Source organism: Corynebacterium sp. USCH3 (assembly GCF_037619475.1).
Taxonomy (GTDB): Bacteria; Actinomycetota; Actinomycetes; order Mycobacteriales; family Mycobacteriaceae; genus Corynebacterium.
This window is the reverse complement of the sequence record NZ_JAQPZT010000004.1, coordinates 138,425-157,727: the sequence shown is the minus strand read 5'-3', so window position 1 is coordinate 157,727 and position 19,303 is coordinate 138,425. Positions and strand designations below refer to the sequence as shown.

Sequence of the window (19,303 nt, the reverse complement as noted above, 5' to 3'; positions counted from 1 at the left end):
GGCTGCGCGTGAAAACAGGAGTGACCGACTTCCTGCGGTTCTACCTCATCGGCGCAGACCGGAAGACCCGCTGGCGCTTCGGCGCCCCCGGCTCCCCCGTCCGGCTGGCCCGCATCCCCGAAGGGCTGCAGGGCGCACCGATGGAGCACGATCGGCAACAGGTTGTGGGCGTCGACGGGGCGATGTACCGCGGCACCACGGACCTGCCGGCCGAGATCACCCTGCAACTGTGGGTCGCCGACCGCCGGTCGAGTGCGTGGGCCCGACGGCAGCACGCCTTGTGGCGGGAGTCGCTGGGGCGTGGCAAGCAGACCGCTCGCCTGTACGTGATCAGCAAAGAGTCCGGCTACTGGTGGCTCGACGTCCGCGTCGACAGTGTCGCCGAGGTCAACTACCTGGGCGAGAACGCGCTGCCGGGGGCTGCCGGCGAGATCGGCGAGATCGTCCGGTTCGTCAGTGAGCGGTCGTACTGGCAGCGGTTCGACGAGACCCGGATTTTCAATCGCGAGACCTGCCGCACCGCCCGCCTCGTCAACGTCGGCGACCAGCCCGCCTACCTGAAGTGGGCGATCACCGGGCAGCACGACGGCGTCGACATCGGCGTCGCGGACGACTACATCCACCTCCCCGGCCAGAAGTCGTTGGACCCCGGCTATCTGATCGACACGGACCCGGTGTGGCCGTCACTGCAGGACACCACCGGCCTGGATATCCAGGACCAGCACCCGGACGCGTGGTGGAAGGCTCCCCTGCCGCCCCGCGGGGTGCACCGCGGTAACAACGTCGGGCTGACGATCAAGCCGACGAATCCGGGTAGCGATTTCCGGGTGGAGGTCCAGTACACCCCGCGGACGGAGGCAGCATGGTAGACCCCGGCCCGAATCCCCTGAACCTGTCTGTGTGGTCACACGACATGATCAACCGTCGTCCGATCCCGGGCTACATGAACCTCAAACTGGAGCAGGAGGGTAGCTTCGCTGCCGGCACTGGCGAGCTGACGTACCCGGCGGATCATCCGATGGTGCCGCGGATGATGCAGGCGTCGCAGGACGTCGTGCCGATCACCGCGCACAACGGTGCGGGCTGGTCCTGGTCCGGCACCATCGCCGACTACGAAGCCGGTGGTAAGCCGGGCCGGGAGACGGTGACGTTCAACCTGGTCGAGGCGAAGGACATGCTGAATATCCCCGCATGGCCGAACACCCGGTCCTCGTTGGCGATGCAGGGCAAGCGGGATTACCAGATCAACCGACTGCGGACGGTCGCTACACACTTCCTGGCGGAGAACCTGGCCCGTCAGGAGGGCCTGCCGTGCTACATCATGCAGCCCCCTCCCCCGCACGTGGACAAGTCCCCGATCGTGGATGTGGCGGCGAAGATGACCGCGTTGCCGGAACTGTTGGGCCCCGTCCTCGACGAGCACGACTACTTCCTGAGCTGCGAGATGTGGTGGCCCGGGCAGCCGTTCCCGGACGGCAAGATGATCCCCCTGGTGGACAACTCGGTGTTCCAACGGCAGGCGATGGTCACCCGCTGCAACCTCAACCTCCGGGTGAACCCGATGGGGCCGCGAGTGCAGGAGCCGACCGTACCTGGCCTGCTGATCCAGGTGCGCCCGGTGCGGGAACGCCCCCACGTGAGGTTCAGCACGAACGGGAGGGACGTGCAGGAGTTCCGCCTGACCGGTCGCAAGCCCGGTGCGGCATCCCAGACCGTCGGCGGCAAGTCCGACGACTGGGTCAACGAGCTGCTGAACCTCGGCGTCGACGCGTCCATCCAGGGCATCCTCATCGCACTGGGTTCGGCGGCCGGTCCGGCGGGTGGTGTGATCGGCGGGATCATCGGCAACATCATCACCGACCAACTCACCGACACCCTGTTCGCGTACACGCAGCGCACGGACGTGGAGCGACTGGCACGCATGGGGCCGTTCGCGCCCCGTGAAGAGTTCACGTCCTCGAGCGCGGGCGCGTTCACGTTCGACACCTCCGCCCTTGCTGAACGCCGCCTGGTGGAGACGGCGGGTGGGCAGTCCATCGAGATCGCCATCGCCGACGGTATCAGCAAGGTCATGGGTGATGACCAGATCGCAGAGAATGGCAAGACCCGCCACGGGTGGCGTATCGGGGACCGGGTGACGTTCGAAGAGCACCTGTCTGGCGCGGTCGTATCCGACATCGTCACCGGTGTCACTGTCACGGACCGGCCTGGTGAGCGAGTGCGGATCACCCCGAAGGTCGGAAAGGCGAGGAACCGAAGCAACGGGTTCCTCGACTTCACGAACCTGCTCGGCAAGGTCCTGTCGACGCAGACGGACTTCGGCCTGTCCTGACACCACCCTGCCAGTGCGACACTGCCGCGCATGAGCACAGTCATCGACTTCAGCGCGGCGTTCCCGTCAGGCCGGGCGATCAAAGCCGCCGGGCACGACGGCGTGGTCGCGTACATTTCCCCGGCCCGCGAGCCGTGGATGGGCGCGAAGCCCTTGACCAAGGCGAAGGTCGACGAGTACCGCGCCGCCGGGCTGAAGATAGCGGTGGTGTGGCAGTACGGTGCGGGCACGGCGCAGGCGTCGGACGTGATGCGCGGCGCTGCTGGTGGCCGGGCTGATGCGGAGGCCGCGCAGAAGCGGCTCAACGCCGTCGGCCTGGCCGGCCACCCCGTCTTCTTCGCGGTCGACTTCGACATCGCCCTCAACCAGTGGAACAGCGTTGCGGTCGAGTACTTCAAGGCCGCGGGAGCCGTCCTCGGCAAGCACCGAGTCGGCGTCTACGGCCACTCCCGCGTCGTGCACTGGGCGATGGAAGACGACGTGGTCGCCAGCGTCGCCCCGGGCCGCGTGCTCGGCTGGGTCACCAGATCCTGGTCTGCAGGCGCAACCGGACGGGACTACGCCGTGCTGTACCAGCGCGTGCACAACACTCCCGGTCCCGACGGCGTGCAGATCGACATCAACGACACCTACCACACCAACTGGGGCCACCAGCCGCTCACCGATACGACCCCGGCGGCCCCGCAGCTCCCGTCGGTGACGAAGCGCCCTGGCTGGCGTGGTGACCCGACGTGGCTCGCTGACGCGCTCCGGGCCTTCGGCGTGAAGGTCGTCGAGGAGCCGGGCTGGAAGCAGCGCGGCAACGGCGACTTCCGCGACATCCGCGGGATCATGGCCCACCACACCGGCGGCGACAACACCCCGACCTCGCTGATCCGTGACGGGCGCTCGGATCTGCGCGGCATGCTGTCCCAGATCCACCTCACCCGCGATGCGGTCGCCCGCATCGTCGGCGTCGGGGTGGCCTGGCATGCCGGTCGGGGCTCCTACCGGGGACTGACGACCAACGACGCCAACTACGAGACCATCGGCGTCGAGGCGAACAGCTCGGGCACGAGCGCGTGGCCGGCGGACATGCTCGACGCCTACCACCGCATCTGCGCCGCGGTGTGCTGGGTGCTCGACAAGCCCGCCGAGTGGGCCGTGCCCGGCCACAAGGACTACAGCTCCGACGGCAAGTGGGACCCGGGCGGCATCGACATGCCGACGTTCCGCGCCGCCGTTCAGCGCTACATCGACCGACCCCCATTCCTCGAGGAGGAGAACATCATGGCCGACTTCGACAAGATCACCCGCACCTACGCGTCCCGCGTGGAGGGCTCCGACGTGAAGCTGCGCCCCATCGACGCGCTGTACATGGCCGACGCCAACAGCTTCGTCGCCCGCGCCAACACCGTCGAGATCATCGCCGCGATCCGCGACAACACCGAAGCCCTCGACCGCGTCGAGGCCAAGCTCGACACCCTGATCGGAGGAAACTGACATGGCAACAACCCCCGGAACCACCCCGACTGACCTCGAGTTCATCGGGCACATTATCCGCGACAAGTTCGAAGAGGAGCCCTGGTACAAGAAGATCGCCAACACCCTCACCGCGATCATCGGCGCGATCGCCACTATCGCCGGCGGGATACTGTCGATGGGGCTCGACCTCCCCTACTGGGCGGTGGTCACCATAGTGACGATTACCAGCCTCGGTACCGCTCTCGGAGTGCGCGGCACAAAGAATGGGTTCAGCGAGTCCCTGCGCCGCAAGCTCACAGATGCTCAGGCGGAGTACATCGACGCCCGCCACACCCACGACGACACCGTCGACGAGCCGGAATCTCCGGAGCCGGAGTACGTCGGGCAGCACCGCCTGCGCGACACCGTCAACGACGCCGCCCGCGACCTCACCGACTGGGTCGACCGGTTCAACGCCGACCGACGGAGTCGGTGATGCGCGGCGTGTGCGCTTTCGCTGTCCGGGCCTTGTGCTCGGGGTGGGTAATGCTCGGGCTGATCGGCCTGTCATCGGCCGCCCGCGGGTTCTTCTACCTGCCGGCCGTCGTCCGCGACTCTGACCGCCTGCCGACCGTGGAGCAGTTCGCGCCACTGTGGGTGTGGGCGATCGTCTGGATCACGGGCGGCGGAGTGGCCGTCATGTGCGCACTGCTTCGCCGCTGGATGCCCCTCGGGATCGGACTCGTCATCGGCCTGCCCGCCATGTGGGCGATCCTGTATCTGGGATCTTGGCTGCAAGGCGACAGTCGCGGCGAGTACGTCACAGCCCTCACCTACGGTGTCGCCGCCCTCACCGCGACCGCCTACTACGTACTACTGCACCAGCGAATCCAGCCCGGAGGTGATGCGCTATCGACGGAGGAAACATAACCCTCACGGTCGCGATCATCGGCGGCATCGTCAGCATCATCGGAGCGATCATGGCACTGCGAGGCAAGAGCATGGAGCAGGGCCCGGAGTGGTACAAGACGCTGTCAGAGGACGTGAAGGCATTGCGGGAAGAGGTGAAGGTGCTCCGCGCCGAAGTCGAGGGGATGCGAGCCTGGCGGTGGGCTGCACTGCGGTTCATGAAGGTTCTGCTCGAGCGGTTGCACCCGGACCAGCACCCGCCGATCCCCGCGGAGCTGCGTGAAGATCTGGACCAGTCGGCGCACTAGGCCGCGACTTCCTCCGATTCTGTACAACGACCCGGCGACGTGAGGTGGAGATCGGTTACGGCACCCCTGGGGGTGTTGCAATTCCTGAGTGTGTTCCCATGGGATACAGTATGGCTTGTCCGGCGGTAGGAGATGACCGCCGGGCGAGGATCTGAGCATGATCCCTTTTGAGAAACAGCAAGCGCACCTCGGCGGATTAGTCTGCTGAGGTGCGTCTTCGCGTTGATCGACGATGTTCCTCACCCCCGGGGGTAGTTTTCGTACCGGCATGTAACGAACTCTCCACCGCGGTCGGTACTCGCATCAGAGCGGCGAGGAAAACCTCGGCGCACACACCATCTTCACACTTCCTCGAAGGGGAACACCATGCTGAACATCATCTCTGACATCGTCACCGCTATCGCCGGCTTCTTCCAGGGCGCCATCGCCCTCGTCACCGGCTCCATCACCGGCGGCGCTGCTTAATCGCACTCGCAACCTGAGCCCCCGCACTTCGGTGCGGGGGCTTTTTGCGTTCCGGGGACGCCGTCACAGCGCCGCGGTACGCTGATCTTCGGCGGGGGACCATCGTGGCCGCCCCGTCAGGGTTGAGCGCCGCCGATCCCCCCTAGGCGTGCAGCTCCCCGCAGACTTCAACTACACGCAGGCAATGGCACCCCGCATGCGATTGTTCACCCCCGGATAGTACCGAATTCGCCGCAGGTGGCCCTTAGGTTGGATAATCTACAGCCACGACGTACCGCACCTAGCCAGGAGACACTACGCAGTGGCACGAAGAACCATGGGATACACCTCCATCAGGATCAATAAGAGGGGAAAGCCCGACGATATTGTCCAGCTTGATCGTCTCCCCCATCGTGACGGGAGTACATACGATCTACTGGAACTTTTCTGGGGGTTTCTCCAGGTTGTTACCCCTGATTCTTTGACGGATGAGACAAACAAGAAAGCGACCACGTTGACCGATCCCGTTAAGGCATCGGGTCGAATTGTCGAGTTCGCCACCGAAACAGGGGCGTACGGAGAAAAAGGGAGAGTCTTAAATAACAGAAATAGGGACGAGCACGCATTCGGCGAGGATGACTCGATACTCGTAATTACACATGGCGTGCTCGTTTGCCCTGATAAATCAAAAACAGCCATCCTCTTTCGAGAAATATCCTCCATGAGGTGTGGTGCAAAAAGGGTGCTTGATGTATTTATACTTTCGATGAAGTCGCATTTTCCTGACCTCGTGTTTCAGGTCAGCGGAATAACGGAGAGCGAGGCATGGATCGAGGCAGCCAAACTCCTCGAGGTGGACATGGAGATAACGAAAACACCATCAGATATCGCAGACTCCGATAGGCCCAGAAAATCACATCATAAGGTGACAATCTCTATCGCCCCGAATGACGGGAATAGGTTCCTCGACAAGGGAATAATTGGAACGATTCGAAACAAGAAGGAACCGCCCCGCGGAATCGTCGAGCTTCCTGAGGGGACCGAAGTTGACAATACATTTATCACACTTGTCAAGGACGGCCGGCAGAGAAAATTCGAGATTCACGATACGGCGACGCCGTTGCTGATGAAAGTTCTCTCCGAGCACGACGAAGACGCTCCGACCGCTTCAGCAATACGTGGCGTAGCCCTCGACGAGGCGCAGAGCCTGTTCGCTCGCCTAGGGGAGGATTGGTCAGAGAAGCAGCAGGTTGAAAAGTGGAAATCCGAGAAATTGAATGTTAGACTGGTGGGAGATCCACCGAAGGACGTCTAGGTAGGCGAAGGATTCATGTCCCATAAATCAAGTCCTGGGCCAATAGTTGGCGACCACTTGGATACGTTCAGGGACGCCGCAACGGGAAAGAGAAGCTTCTGGGATTTCGCACTTCAGCTCGGCTTCCCGGTTCTCGTTGCTGTTCTCTCTGCGTTCGCCGGATACCGGGCGACTGACATTGGGGCTTTCCTTGGTGGGGTGGCAGTTTTCGCTGCGCTTCTGTTCGCTCTCGTGGTCTTTGTATTCCAGTTGAGGATTACTGCTGGTAATGATCCGGTTGCGTCCGGAAGGGCAAACCTTCTCAAGTTGCTTGACGAGTTGTTCGCGAATGTTAGCTACGCTGTACTTGTCGGCTTGGTAACTACTTGCCTGGGAATAGTTGCGATCTGGGTGGGGCACGATGATGATGGTGCTCCGGTCTGGGTCAGCTGTCTTCTTATAGGGACTGTTACTCATCTAGTACTGACGATCCTGATGTGTCTCAAGAGAATAAATTCTGCTTATCGTATGATGCCCAAGTGATTCTTGGGATTCTGCGTTCGCATAGATTCCTTGTATGATCGTGACGCAATCTGCTCGCCTCCACCGTTCCCTAGGAAATGTGGCTTTTCGGCTATTCTCGGTCGGGCAGTCGTCCGTCGTTGGCCGCCTTGATCCAGTCGGCGACCCGGTAGGACTCACGGTGGATCCGCTTCGCGATGACCTCAATGCTGGCGCCTGCGGCGAATGCGGCTGACGCAGCCCGGTTCCTCCGGTCCTCCATCGCGTGCATCTCCTCCGTGTCCCCGGCTGCCTTGGCGCGGCGCACGGCCTGGTCCGCGATCCGGGCGTGCTCGACGAGCCGCTTCACCGGATCCTCGGGGAGTAGGTGCCACCACTTCGCGTCGCGCAGCCGGATCGTCTGCGCCACCCACTGCCCATCGACTTTCTCGGAGACGGACAGTGCAATGCCGACGGGGTCGTAGTCGGACGGGTCGAGGCCTTCATCGCGGAGGGCAGGGATCACGCACTCGGTGACGACGTCCTCGAGCGTGTCGAAGGTTCGGAGCGGGTCGTGCTCTGAGTACAGCATGGGGTGGAGTGTAGACCGCGGTCCGGACATGGATCTGGACACCGGCGGGGCTGGTGCACACTACCGGGGTTACACCGCCTACCCCCCACGGAGTGCACCGCATGACTACGCCGACGTACCGCGATCTGACTACCCAGCTGCGTCTGACATGGGTCGACGTCGAGGACGTCATGAGCACGCAGCGGGCGATCATCGAGGTGACGCCAGATACGGCGTACCTGGAGCTGCCGCGGGGCCGGCGGGGTGAACCGGGACCGAAGGGTGATCCGGGGGCGCAGTTGTGGTGGCGGTATATCGTGTCGGAGCGGTCGGAGCTTCCGGCTGACTTGGCGTTGGTTGATGAGGGGGCGGCGTTCCCGTGCACGGGCAACAACTCGCTGTACATCTGGGACGGTTACGACTACCTGGAGGTGCCGAATTTCATCGGCATGAAGGGGGAGACGGGGGATACTCCGCGGGTCCGTGTCGGCGAGGTGCGGTCTGGTGATGAGGCGTCGGTGATTGTGGATCAGGCGGCGTCGACGGATGATCTGGTGGTGCTGGACTTCACGTTGCCGCGTGGTCAGCGGGGGGCCCCGGGTGATCCTGGGCCGCGTGGTGAGGGGTCTGCGGTGTCGGATGCGCCGGATGTGGATCTCAGTCAGCCGCCATCGCCGGGTGAGGCTCTGGTGTGGAACGGCACGATGTGGGCGCCGCGGACTGTTCTGAATCCGATGGGGCCGTTCGCGTTGGGGCCGTCGGACTTCTCTGTCGTCAACGTCGGCTTGATTGAGTCGGCGAATTGGTCGTCGGCGATTGTCGCGTCGATGACAGTGCCGGGCCTACCGTTCGATTGGCGGCCGATGGTGGCCGGCGGCCTGGTTAAGGCGGAGACTCCGATCGGCGTGCAGATCGACGTTGAGGTCAGGGTCGGTAACGCGCAGCAAGGCGACGTCATCGGCTATGGCGTGGGAAAAACGCTGCAACGCTGGGATGATCCGACGATCATCCGCCCGTTCTTTCCGCAGACGGTCACCCCGGGCGCCGCCTATGGCGTCGTGGATGCGAACACGCCGACCACGATCTATGTCGTGTTGAAGAAGGCTGGCGGCGGGATCGGCGCGTGGAAGACGGACCGCGAGTGGAACAGTCTGGTGGTCATGGCGCAGCCGGTGGTGACGGGGGTATGAACCGCAACCCGGAGAACAGCAGGTCGCGGAGCGGGACGTTCGGTATTCGCCCAGACGTGTTCAGCGCGTTGCAGGAGAACATGGTGAAGAAGTCGGAGCTCGGCGCGATCGGCGGCATGCTCGGCTACGGCAACATCTACCACTACCCGTTCACGGATGACCTTCCCGGCGGGAGCTACATGTCGGGCAGTGCCAATCAGGCCGTGGGCATCACTGGGAACCGCTCGGCGTTCCCCGGCGTCGGGGTGAACGCCGTGCGCAACTCGAACGGTTACTGGGGGCTGAGGATCCTCGATGCTGGGGTCTGGCAGATCACGGTGAACTTTCGATGTACCCCGGCATCAGGTGATACCTGGTTTCAGGTGTCCACTACCGCTGACTCGACTTACGCATCATCCGATACCGCGAACCGGAGAACGATTGCCTATGCCAACTTCAGCGATGTTTATGTCGCGGATCAGCCTGGAAAGTTGATCGTCCCGATGGCTATGGGCAGCGGGTCTTGGACCCAGGGCGAGATGAAGATGACGATGTACCGTATCGACGGCAAGGCGGGACCGTTCGGATGACCGAATTCTGCACCGTCACTCACCACCTGACGGCGTTCAAGGTGGATGGCCCGGACGCTGACCGCGACCCGGACCGGGCGCACGTCCAGGGTCGCCTGACGCTGACCCCGCTGGTCCCGGACGGTCACGTCGAGGTCGACGAGGTCAGCGCCACGACGCTGGTTATCGCGCCGATTGAGGTGCCGATCGTCGACGGCGCGATCCGGTGGCGCGGCGAGCAGTCGGTGCGTGTTGTTGCCGGTATCGACTGGCGGGCCTCGTGGTCGGACATGCAGTCCGACGGGTGGCCGTTCACCCTCTCCCCCATCCGCTTCACCGCCCCGGCCGGCGGCACCATCGATCTAAGCGAGGTTCGACATGGCTGAATTCTGCACAGTGAAACGGGCCGTCGCTGCTTATGTGGTCGACGGCCCCGACGATGACACCGACCCCGACCGGCTCCCTGTCCAGGGGCAACTCACCCTCACGCCGGTTCTCGGTGGCGGCGACGCCGTGACCATGGTGGAGGACGGCGCGCACGTCACCGTCGTCCCCCGGCCGATCGACGCCCGCATCAGCGACGGGGTGATCCTGCACCGCGGCCGCGAGGGCGTCCGCCTGCTGGCCGGCGGAGAGCAGATGAACCCGCCCCGCCTGGTGTGGAAGGCCCGGTTCTCGAACATGCAGGCCGGCGGATGGTCGTTCAAGCTCTCCCCCATCGTCTTCGAGGTCATCCCCGGCGGCGAAGTCGACCTGACGCTCGTCGCACCGGTGGCGAACGTGCCCGACGGCATCACCCGCGGGCCAGCCGGCACGTCCCTGCACGACATCGTGCCGGAGAACGGCGAACTTGTCGTCACCGTCTCGGACGAGGCCGGTGTGCGCGAGCTCCGCCGCATTCCCCTCGATGACGTCGTGCGTGCCGAGGCGGACGCCGCCGCCGAGCTCGCCGCGGAGACCGCTGCGGAAACGGTGTCGGAGTCGCTACGACAGGCAGTCGCCGACGACACGGCGCGTGCAGTCACGGCCCGCGACGGTGCCGAAAAAGCGCAGAAGGGCGCAGAAGACGCACGGGATGACGCCCGCGGCGAAGTCGGGCGGCAGATCTCGGACCTGATCGACGGCGCCCCGGAGGACCTGGACACGCTGCGTGAGCTTGCGGAGTACGCCAGCGAGAACCGGGACATGCTCGACCAGGTCAACGAGGCCATCGCGAACAAAGCAGCCAAGGATCACGATCACGCCATCGATGATGTTGACGGCCTGCAGGGTGCTCTCGACGGCAAGGTGCCGACCACGAGTCTCGGCAACCGCCTGTACGGCACGTCCGCCGGCGGCTCACAGTCGGAGGTCCGCTACGCAAGCGCGGCCACCGGCCTGACGATTCCGTTCCGCAGGTCCAACGGGCAACTAGAGGTCGGCCAACCGTCCGGCGACACGGACGCCACACCGCGGTCCTACGTCGATTCCCGCATTGTCGTCGTCGACAGTGAGGACGCCGTCGGCACCGACCCGGGCGTCCTGTACCTCGTGAAGGAGGCCTGATGAGCGCCACGATCAACGGCGCACCGGTCACGGCGATGGTGCTCGACGGTGTCCCGATGCAGTCCGCATGGATGAACGGGGCAATGGTGTGGTCGGCCCGCGCCGGCTCCCGCATGGACTACCAGTGGGACCGCGCCAGGACGGGGTCGTTGCGGATCCTGTTCATCGGCTCGTCGACGATCCAGGGCCACGGCGTCGCCTGGCCGGAGGGTGTGGTGTACCAGCTCACCGCCTACCTGGCCTCGCACCTGCCCGGGGTGGAGGCCACGCCAATGCGCAAGGGCACGAGCGGAACCTACCCGGCGCCGTCCGCTGCCGGTTTCCACTTCCTCAACGCCGGTGTCGGCGGCACGACGGCCAACAACTACTACGGCCCGGAGCGGCAGTCGATCGTCCAGAGCTACCAGCCGAACCTCGTGGTGCACATGGTGGGCAGCAACGACTACGGGCTGCAGCGCTCCCTGAACGATTACCGCGACGATCTGGTCGCCGTCACCAACAACGTCCTGCGCAACGGCATCAGCGGCGACACTCGGCAGTTGTTCATCCACGCGCCGCGGCGGGAGGACGTCGACGACGCCGCGGTGACCAACAAGTGGGCTGACTACGGTCGGGTGCTGCGCGAGGTCGCCGAGGACACCACCCGCGGCGAGTTCCTCGACGCCGGAGCACTATTCGACGAGGCACGCGCACACGCCGGGGCCAGCGACACGTCCGTGTTCGCCAGCGACCAGGTGCACCTCAACGAGCGCGGCAACTCGCTCCTCGCCGCGGTGATCGCTGAGTGGTGGGGCCTCGACACCCACGAAGACCAGGTCATCTACGGCTTCGACGCCGCCGACTGGGATCACCTCAACAACGGCACCCGCATGTCGTCGTTCACCCCTGAGGGCGTGCTGCAGTCCGGCACCCGCATGACCGCCTCCGGCGACTACCGCCCTACCCTGAAGCGAGCCACCTTCAACGGCGTCGACTCCCTGGACTTCACCGGCGGCAACCGGAAGATGCAGACAGACGACTGGGGCGGCGTGCAGGCCCTGCCAATCACCGCCTACATCGTGCTCAGCAGCCTGACCGCCAGTGGCGGAACCGCCTCACAGCCCTTGTGGTCACGCTCTGGAGTGGACAACGGCTACACGTGGGCGTGGTACGACCGCAACGCCGGAACACTGAAAGCAGCGTCAGGGTCAGCCTTGAGTCCAGGCGCCCCGATCGGCGGTGACCTGCTCACCGGCCCGGTAGTGATAGCGATCAGTTTCCTGCCGTCGGGGCACTCCCGCATCCACCTCAACAGCCTGTACGGCGAGTCGGTGCCGGTGCAGTCGCCGGACACGAACATGGGCCCGTGGATGCGCTCGCTCAAGCTCGGAACGAACTACGGCGACGTGAACTGGTCCGACATGGACGTCCGGGAGATGTGGTGGCACCACGGCGCAGACCCCGACACCGTCGCCGCCCGCATCGCCGCCTTTGCCGCCAAGCACGACATCAAGGTCACCACGCGGGCCTCCGACTGGTCCGAAACCACCTCGGCATCCGTGGGTACCAGCGCAGTCCCCGAATGGGCCGACACGATCGAAGTCGTTGCCATCGGCGCTGGCGGCGGCGGCTCCGGCGGAGGATGGTTCGCCACCGGCGACGGAGGCCGCGCCGGCACCTGGGCCCACGTATCCTTCACCGTCGCCCCGGGGCAGACGTTCACCCGCAAGGCTGGCGAGGCAGGGGCCGGAGGATCGGGCAATTCCAACAACGGCTCAACCGGACAGCCCTCGTACGCCGAGCTCGACGGGGTCCGCATCCTCACCGCCAATGGCGGGGGGCCGGGCACCAGTACCAACGGCAACCAGCCCGGCCGGGGAGCAGGCGACTACACCGCGTTCGGCCGGGCATTTACCGGCGGCGGCAACGCGAGCAACGGGCAGGTCGGCAACGCCCCCGGTGGAGGCGGAGGGCCCGGCAACAACAACAGCGCCGGACAGTCCGGCGGACGAGGCCGCGTCTGGTGGCGGTTCGTCGCCCACTAACCCGCCAGCCTGGCCAACGCGTCGCGGGCCCGGTCCGCGGACACGTGCATGTACCCGCGGGTCGACAGGATGGTGGAGTGCCCCGCGATCTGCCGGATCACCTCCGGATCGACCCCGTCGTCCAAGAGCAGAGACACCATCGTGTGCCGGGCGGAGTGCAGCGTCAGCTGCCGCACTCCGGCCCGCTTGCACAGGTCCGTCCACGCCGCCCGGTCCATCCGGTCGGTTCGCGGTAGTCCTCGACTATCCGGCCACACCAGCCCCAAGCTCGTCTCCGGCGCAATCTCACGCCACTTCCGCAGCACATCCACCAGCGGGCCCGGTAACGGCAATGCCCGCACCGACGCCCTCGTCTTCGGCCGCGTAAACCACCGGCCCTTGTGCGCCGGCCTCAGCTCAAACCAGGCGGGCGCGTCCGGCTCCTTGTGCCGGCACTGCCGCGCAGCCACGTCCAGCCCGCACGAGCACCCGTGGCCGTGCCGCCACGGCAACTGCTGCACCTGCCACGACAAGTCCGCCATACCGCCGGTGAGGTCCAGGCGCGACCACTCGAACGCCAGCAACTCCCCCTGCCGGCTGCCGAGCGTCAGCGCCGCCATCCACCGCGAGTACTCCCCCGGCCCGTCACCCTCCGCAGTCGTCAGAATCGCCCGCACCTCCGCACGCGAATACGACCCACGCTCCTGCATCCGCGCCCGCGGCCGATCCATCCTGTCGCACACGTTTTGTGCAATCACGCCCTCCCGCGTCGCATCCTTTAACGCCTTCGACAACGTGTTGTGCACCGCCTGCACCACCCGGTCAGACACCCCCGATTCCCGCATCCCCCGATGTAGCTCCCGCACATCATCCACCGACAGCGCGTCCAGCCGACGGGCTCCCACATGCGGTGTGATGTGCTTGCGCGTGTAGCTCCGGTAGTTCGCCAGCGTCCGCGGCGCCACTCGATCCGACGCGATCTCGTCGCACCAGTGATCCATCCACGACGACACTGTCGGCTTCACGCCAGGGGTGTACGTCCCGTCCTCGATCTCCCGAATGCGCTCCATCCGCTTCTGGATGCAGCCGGCGCGGGTCTTCGACGACACCTCCACCTTGCGCCGCTTCCCGTCCGGCCCGCGGCCCAGGTCCAGTGTGGCGAACCACAATCCCCGTGACTCGCGGAACTTCGGGGGGTTCAGGTCGCCTCTGATCTTGCTCATCGGGTGTAGTCCTCTCCGTGTCCGTAGGTACGACAGAAGTGCGGACATGACCACATAAAACCAGGTGACGATGGTAGCAATGAGAGCATCCGCACACGCGACACGAACAGGCGTTTCGTGGTCGCAATGCTCTCAAATGGTATCACATTGTATGCTTCCCAAGCTGAATACGCGGGTTCGATTCCCGTCATCGGCTCCACTCCACGTCAGAGGGCACCTCCGAACTTTCCGGAGGTGCCCTCTGCGTATGTCTGACATCTGTTCCGCGGATACTTCCTGCCGCTGTGACATGATCTGGACATGCCCAGACCACACGTGCTTTTCCTCGGAGGACGTTCCGGCGTCGGCAAGTCCACCGTCGCGTTCGCGCTCCATGATCTGCTGTCGTCACGGGACGTCACACATGCCGTCATTGAAGGCGACAACCTCGACCTCGCCTACCCGGCACCCTGGAAGCGCCGGATGGCGGAACGCAACCTTGCAGCCGTGTGGGCGAACTACACGGCGGACGGCTACCACCGGCTCATCTACACCAACACCGTCTCGGTGCTGGAGGCCGACAAACTCAGCGCAGCCGTGGGCGGAGATCCACAGGTGACTTCGGTGCTACTGCAGGCAACGGACGGCACCACCGCTGAGCGTCTGGCGCGACGTGAGTCAGGACCAAGCCTCGACGAGCACCTCGAAAGAAGTGCGCGGGCCGCGGAATTCCTCGTTGCGAAGGCGCCGGAGGCTACCCTCAGGATCGCCACCGACGGACGCACGCCCGACGACATCGCCGAGCAGCTCGCCGCGATTCTGGACTGGTAAGGCCCGCACTCACAGTCGTCACATGCATCCGAATGTCAGCAGACACTGCGCGGTACGCTCAATGCCATGAATGACGACGAAACTGACTTCGGACTGCGCGCGGATGAGATCCACCCGACCGATGCCACCTGCGACCTGTCCCTCTTCGAGAACAGCTACCTCGGCATCAAACCCTGTGTCATGTTCGGCGTCGACATCGAGTGTGAGGAGATCCACCGCGACGACGACGATCGCGAGTTCGACGGAACACTGAGGATAACCGTCGAAGGGGCTCGCTTCCACGGAAAATCCTGGAGAGACCTGGACAGTTTTCACCTGGACAATGTGGAGTGTTTCACAGAGATAGATGATCCAGACATCTCGGTGTACTTCGACACGATGCACCGACGCATGGGACGATTGACCGTCGAAGTACTCCAGCGACGAGGGGACCTCGTCGATCTGCGTATCGCCGCCAGTGAGGACATCGACGACCTGGGACTGGACAGCTTTTCAGTGAACGTCACGGCGACGTTCACAGGAGTGAGCACCACCCTCAAGAGCGAAGACGTGGCAGTCTCGGACCTGATCAACCTCGACGGGCTTGTAGAGGAAAGACCAGATCATTGGAGGATCCCGCAATGATGTGTCGCCGCCTCCCCGAACAACGGGGCGTGCCGATCAGCCCTTCAGCAAACCGGAGTCCTGCAGCAGCTCCTCCACCCACGTGCCGTTGAGCTTGGCGCGCATCCGGGTCTTGAGGAAGCCCGGGACGGGCAGCTTGAACTTCGTGGTCAGCGGCTGTTCGTCGAAGCTCTTCCGGTCCCGCAGGTGGTAGGTGGCCTTCAGCAGCTCGCGCAGGTCGTACACCGACCCGAACACCTCGGGAATGCCACGGTCGACGTTCATGAAGGTGTACACAGCCTCCATGGCGGTACGGACGGAGTACTCCGTGGTGAACACGGTGTCCCGCGACGGCGACTCGGCGAAGTTGCCGATGAAGGCCAGGTTCTTCGACCCCTCCGGCACCACGTCCGGACGGTCACCGGCACGACGCGGCATGAAGTACGCCGTGATGAACGGCATGTACACCGGGTTGGTGTTGACCGACTCCTGCTTCGACATCTCGGCGATCTGTTCGGTGGGGACGCCCAGGTGGTAGAGCCACTCCTGGGTGATCTCCTCACCGGTGCAGTCGACGATCGGCTTCTTGATGTAGTCGCCGTCGACGTCCGAGTAGAGGGCGTAGATCCACACGATGATCTCGTTCTCGTTCTGGGACGTGAAGTGCGGCTGACGGTGCACCGCGAAGCTCATCAGCCAGGTGGAGTCCGCCACGGTGATGATGCCGCCGCTGTTGACCTTGCCGTCGTGCAGGGAACGCCGCGTCAGCCGTTCGATGAACGGCTCGACCTTCCCGTCCTTCAGCGTCGCCGTGGCCGAGACGTACCAGCTCTTCTCCGGCAGGTTCTTGTAGAACACACCCGGACGTCCGAAGTCCTTCGACTTGGCGGCGAGGTTCTCCCACAACGTCCAGGCGCCACCGGGTTCGGTGGTGACGGGCGCCGGGGTGTTGTGGTCACCGTAGGTGGTGGACTCGGTGATGGAGCCGTTGGTCACGAACACGAAGTCGTTCTCACCCAGCGCGATGGTCTGCGCGCCGTCCTCGGTCTCGACCTGCAGCGCCGTGGCTGTCTTGGACGACCCCTTGGCCGACCCAGTGACCTCGACGTCGATGTCGACGACGGTGGTTCCATAACGCACGTCGACGTCGTGGTCGAGGAGAAACTTCAGCACCGGCAGCACCATGGAGTCGTACTGGTTGTAGCGGTTGAACTTCAGCGCCGTGAAGTCCGGCAGACCACCGGTGTGGTGGATGAACCGCATCACGTAGCGGCGCATCTCGATGAGGGAGTGCCACTTCTCGAAGGCGAACATCGTGGCCCAGTAGAACCAGAAGTTGCTGTCGAAGAACTCGTCGGAGAAGTAGTCCTCGATCGTCCGTCCCTCGAGGGTGTGCTCGGAGGCGGTGACCAGCTTGACGATCTCGAGCTGCGCCTTCTCCGTGAGGGTGAACTCGCCGTCCGACGGGACCCGGTTGCCGCGGTCGTGGATGAGTCGGCAGTTGGACGAGTTGGGGTCGTCCTTGTCCAGCCAGTAGTACTCGTCCAGGTAGGAGGCGCCGGGGATCTCGAGCGACGGGATCGAGCGGTACATGTCCCACAGGCACTCGAAGTGGTTCTCCATCTCGCGGCCACCGCGGGTGATGAAGCCGATGTCCGGGCGCTCCGCACCGTCGAGCGAACCGCCGGCCAGCGGGAGCTCCTCGATGAGGTGGATGTTCTTGCCCGGCATCTGTGCGTCGCGGATCAGGAAGGCCGCCGCGGCAAGACCCGCCAGACCCGTCCCGACGATCCAGGCGTGCTTGTCCTCGACGCCTTCAGGCTTCCGCGGGCGTGCGAACGCCTCGTAGTTTCCGTTGGAGTAGTACATGTCGGTCCTCTACTTTCTACCGGGTCGTGCCCGGGATCTCGGGGAGAAGCCGGGGAACCACTTTGCCGGAGTCGTTCCGGGGCAGTGTCTCCACACGGACGATGTTGTCCAGGGCGCAGAACTGGTTGACACCGGCGAGGACCGCGGCGTTCAGGTCCTCGTCGCTGATGTCGGTGTCGGTGATGATGTAGGCGTTGATCGTGGCCACCAGGTCGTCCTGGTGCCCGATGACGAAGGCGTCCCGGATCTGCGGCAGCGTCAGCAGGAACTCCTCGATGGTGCGCGGGTGGATGTTCTCGCCACCACGGATGACCATGTCGTCGGCCCGACCGCAGACGTAGAGCTTCCCGGAGTCGTCGATGAAGCCCTTGTCACCGGTCGACAGCATGCCGTCGAGCACGTCGCCGGAGTCCTTGTCGGACAGGAAGCCCAGGGAGGTCATGGAGTTCGACGAGTAGATGACGCCGGTCTGCCCGTCGGGCAGTTCGCGTCCGTCGTCGCCGATGATCGCCAGGCGCACGCCCGGTCCGGGGCGTCCTGCGGTGGTGGGGTCGGCGACCATGTCCGCGGCGGTCGCCAGGGTGATCTGGCCGTGTTCGGTGGAGCCGTAGAAGTTGTGCACCACACCCGCGCCGTCGCCGAAGCGGTCGTTGAGTTCGACGACGAGTTCCGGCGGAATGGCGTTGCCGGCCGAGACGATGTAGCGGACGCCGGACACGTCGACGCCGTTGTCGACGACGCCGGCGAGGACCTGCCGCAGGTAGACCGCCGCCGAGACGATGCCGGTCACCTTGTGCCGGGTGATGTCCCGCACGTCGGTGTCCAGGTCGAACCACCGCCGGGTGAGCAGGGTCGAGCCTGTCGCCATGGAGATGTGCAGGTTCAGCCATCCCCAGGCGTGGAACATACCGACGGACAGCTGGATCACGTCGCCGGAGCGGAACGGAATACGTTCCAGGATGCTGCCGAGCACCTTGGGCGTCCGCGGGACAGGCAGGACGACGGCCTTGGGAACCCCGCGGGTTCCGGACGACATGATCACCGTCGACTTCTGGGTGGGACGTTCCGGCAGCGCGACGTGGCGGTACTCGCGCTGACCGGCGGCGATGAGAGCGTCCAGCGAGCCCGAACCCGGACCCGCCGCCGGCGCCGCCGACTCCTGTCCGGCGTCCGACCACTCGGCCACGCTGATCTTGTTGGCGGCGGAGAGCTTCTCCAGCACCTCGTCGAACTCGGCGTCGATGAAGGTGACGCTGCTCGGGTACTCGTCGGCGATGTCCTGGAGCTGCGACAGCGACGACCCCGGGTTGAGGATCTTCGTCTCGGCGCCGAGATACGCCGCGGCGATGAGGGGGAGGACGAGTCCGCGGCTGTTCCGGGCGATCACGGAGACCGACGAGATGTCGGATCCGTCCCGGTCGGAGAAGGTCCGCAGGCTACGCGCCAGACCCCTTGCCTGGTCACGCAGGTCCGTGTAGGTCATGGGCCCGCGGTCGTCGATCAGCGCCGTGCGCCCGGGGAACGAGGTGGCCCCCATCTCCGCCAGCGCGGCCAGGGACATTCCCCACGTGCTCATCGCACCGATGAGGCCGGCCGACTCCTTCGGCCCGCCCGTCCTCAGCACCCCGGCCTTGACCAGCGGCTTGAGCGAGCCGAGCATCTGGGTGACCTGGGTACGGGCCGAGACGTGTGTTCCGTGTTTATGCATGC

The 19,303-nt window shown here is 64.9% G+C and carries 19 protein-coding genes; 14 read left to right on the top strand and 5 right to left on the bottom strand.

The genetic code is table 11. From position 1 onward, the window contains the following. Positions 1–8: 8 nt before the first annotated feature. The 7 genes from PQI66_RS09765 to PQI66_RS09735 all read left to right on the top strand — a co-directional run bounded on the left by PQI66_RS09765 (position 9) and on the right by PQI66_RS09735 (position 6,751). Positions 9–869 (top strand): hypothetical protein, encoded by an 861-nt coding sequence (locus PQI66_RS09765; RefSeq protein WP_339997912.1) that lies wholly within the window; start codon positions 9–11, stop codon positions 867–869. After that, on the top strand, positions 863–2,332 hold the full coding sequence (locus PQI66_RS09760; RefSeq protein ID WP_445228023.1) for a Gp37-like protein: 1,470 nt from the start codon (positions 863–865) through the stop codon (positions 2,330–2,332). Before PQI66_RS09765 ends, PQI66_RS09760 begins: the two co-directional genes overlap by 7 nt. A gap of 30 nt (positions 2,333–2,362) precedes the next feature. Continuing rightward, complete coding sequence (locus PQI66_RS09755) at positions 2,363–3,814, top strand: glycoside hydrolase domain-containing protein (RefSeq protein WP_339997909.1); 1,452 nt, start codon at positions 2,363–2,365, stop codon at positions 3,812–3,814. 1 nt (position 3,815) lies between these two features. Next, positions 3,816–4,271: a hypothetical protein gene (locus PQI66_RS09750; protein WP_339997908.1), complete on the top strand. Its 456-nt coding sequence runs from the start codon at positions 3,816–3,818 to the stop codon at positions 4,269–4,271. Positions 4,272–4,321: 50 nt separating this feature from the next. Then, positions 4,322–4,705 carry a hypothetical protein gene (locus PQI66_RS09745; protein WP_339997907.1) on the top strand — a complete coding sequence of 128 codons (384 nt, stop codon included), beginning with the start codon at positions 4,322–4,324 and terminating at the stop codon, positions 4,703–4,705. Positions 4,706–4,755: 50 nt separating this feature from the next. Beyond that, entirely contained in the window at positions 4,756–4,992 is a 237-nt protein-coding gene (locus tag PQI66_RS09740) for a hypothetical protein (protein WP_339997906.1), read from the top strand. A gap of 766 nt (positions 4,993–5,758) precedes the next feature. Next, complete coding sequence (locus tag PQI66_RS09735) at positions 5,759–6,751, top strand: hypothetical protein (protein WP_339997905.1); 993 nt, start codon at positions 5,759–5,761, stop codon at positions 6,749–6,751. Between the two features lie 27 nt (positions 6,752–6,778). On the opposite strand, the gene PQI66_RS09730 is transcribed toward PQI66_RS09735, so the two are convergent. Together PQI66_RS09730 and PQI66_RS09725 are read right to left on the bottom strand one after the other, a co-directional pair. Next, positions 6,779–7,207: a hypothetical protein gene (locus PQI66_RS09730; protein WP_339997904.1), complete on the bottom strand. Its 429-nt coding sequence runs from the start codon at positions 7,205–7,207 to the stop codon at positions 6,779–6,781. Positions 7,208–7,364: 157 nt separating this feature from the next. Further along, the gene (locus PQI66_RS09725) at positions 7,365–7,823 is read right to left on the bottom strand and encodes a hypothetical protein (RefSeq protein ID WP_339997902.1); all 459 of its coding nucleotides are present in this window, start codon (positions 7,821–7,823) and stop codon (positions 7,365–7,367) included. Positions 7,824–7,924: 101 nt separating this feature from the next. On the opposite strand from PQI66_RS09725, the gene PQI66_RS09720 reads away from it, so the two are divergent. Genes PQI66_RS09720 through PQI66_RS09700 form a run of 5 tightly spaced genes read left to right on the top strand, consistent with a single transcriptional unit; the run spans position 7,925 to position 13,109 of the window. After that, positions 7,925–8,992: a phage tail protein gene (locus PQI66_RS09720; protein WP_339997901.1), complete on the top strand. Its 1,068-nt coding sequence runs from the start codon at positions 7,925–7,927 to the stop codon at positions 8,990–8,992. Further along, the gene (locus PQI66_RS09715) at positions 8,989–9,561 is read left to right on the top strand and encodes a hypothetical protein (RefSeq protein WP_339997900.1); all 573 of its coding nucleotides are present in this window, start codon (positions 8,989–8,991) and stop codon (positions 9,559–9,561) included. The genes PQI66_RS09720 and PQI66_RS09715 overlap by 4 nt, the downstream gene beginning before the upstream one ends. Further along, positions 9,558–9,926: a hypothetical protein gene (locus PQI66_RS09710; RefSeq protein ID WP_339997899.1), complete on the top strand. Its 369-nt coding sequence runs from the start codon at positions 9,558–9,560 to the stop codon at positions 9,924–9,926. Before PQI66_RS09715 ends, PQI66_RS09710 begins: the two co-directional genes overlap by 4 nt. Further along, positions 9,919–11,085, top strand: coding sequence for a hypothetical protein (locus tag PQI66_RS09705; protein ID WP_339997897.1), 1,167 nt, complete (start codon positions 9,919–9,921; stop codon positions 11,083–11,085). The genes PQI66_RS09710 and PQI66_RS09705 overlap by 8 nt, the downstream gene beginning before the upstream one ends. Then, positions 11,085–13,109, top strand: coding sequence for an SGNH/GDSL hydrolase family protein (locus PQI66_RS09700; RefSeq protein ID WP_339997895.1), 2,025 nt, complete (start codon positions 11,085–11,087; stop codon positions 13,107–13,109). Before PQI66_RS09705 ends, PQI66_RS09700 begins: the two co-directional genes overlap by 1 nt. Here PQI66_RS09700 and PQI66_RS09695 read toward each other — a convergent pair. Next, entirely contained in the window at positions 13,106–14,311 is a 1,206-nt protein-coding gene (locus PQI66_RS09695; RefSeq protein WP_339997894.1) for a tyrosine-type recombinase/integrase, read from the bottom strand. The two genes, PQI66_RS09700 and PQI66_RS09695, sit on opposite strands and share 4 nt — an antisense overlap. Positions 14,312–14,611: 300 nt before the next feature. Here PQI66_RS09695 and PQI66_RS09690 point away from each other — a divergent pair, with 300 nt between their 5' ends. Further along, entirely contained in the window at positions 14,612–15,121 is a 510-nt protein-coding gene (locus PQI66_RS09690; protein WP_339997892.1) for an adenylyl-sulfate kinase, read from the top strand. Positions 15,122–15,187: 66 nt separating this feature from the next. Beyond that, on the top strand, positions 15,188–15,745 hold the full coding sequence (locus PQI66_RS09685) for a hypothetical protein (RefSeq protein WP_339997890.1): 558 nt from the start codon (positions 15,188–15,190) through the stop codon (positions 15,743–15,745). Positions 15,746–15,781: 36 nt separating this feature from the next. Here PQI66_RS09685 and PQI66_RS09680 read toward each other — a convergent pair whose 3' ends face one another. Next, positions 15,782–17,593, bottom strand: a complete 1,812-nt coding sequence (locus tag PQI66_RS09680; RefSeq protein WP_339997888.1) for an oleate hydratase — start codon at positions 17,591–17,593, stop codon at positions 15,782–15,784. A 16-nt stretch (positions 17,594–17,609) separates the two neighbouring features. Beyond that, positions 17,610–19,301, bottom strand: a complete 1,692-nt coding sequence (locus tag PQI66_RS09675; RefSeq protein WP_339997887.1) for an AMP-binding protein — start codon at positions 19,299–19,301, stop codon at positions 17,610–17,612. Positions 19,302–19,303 lie beyond the last annotated feature (2 nt).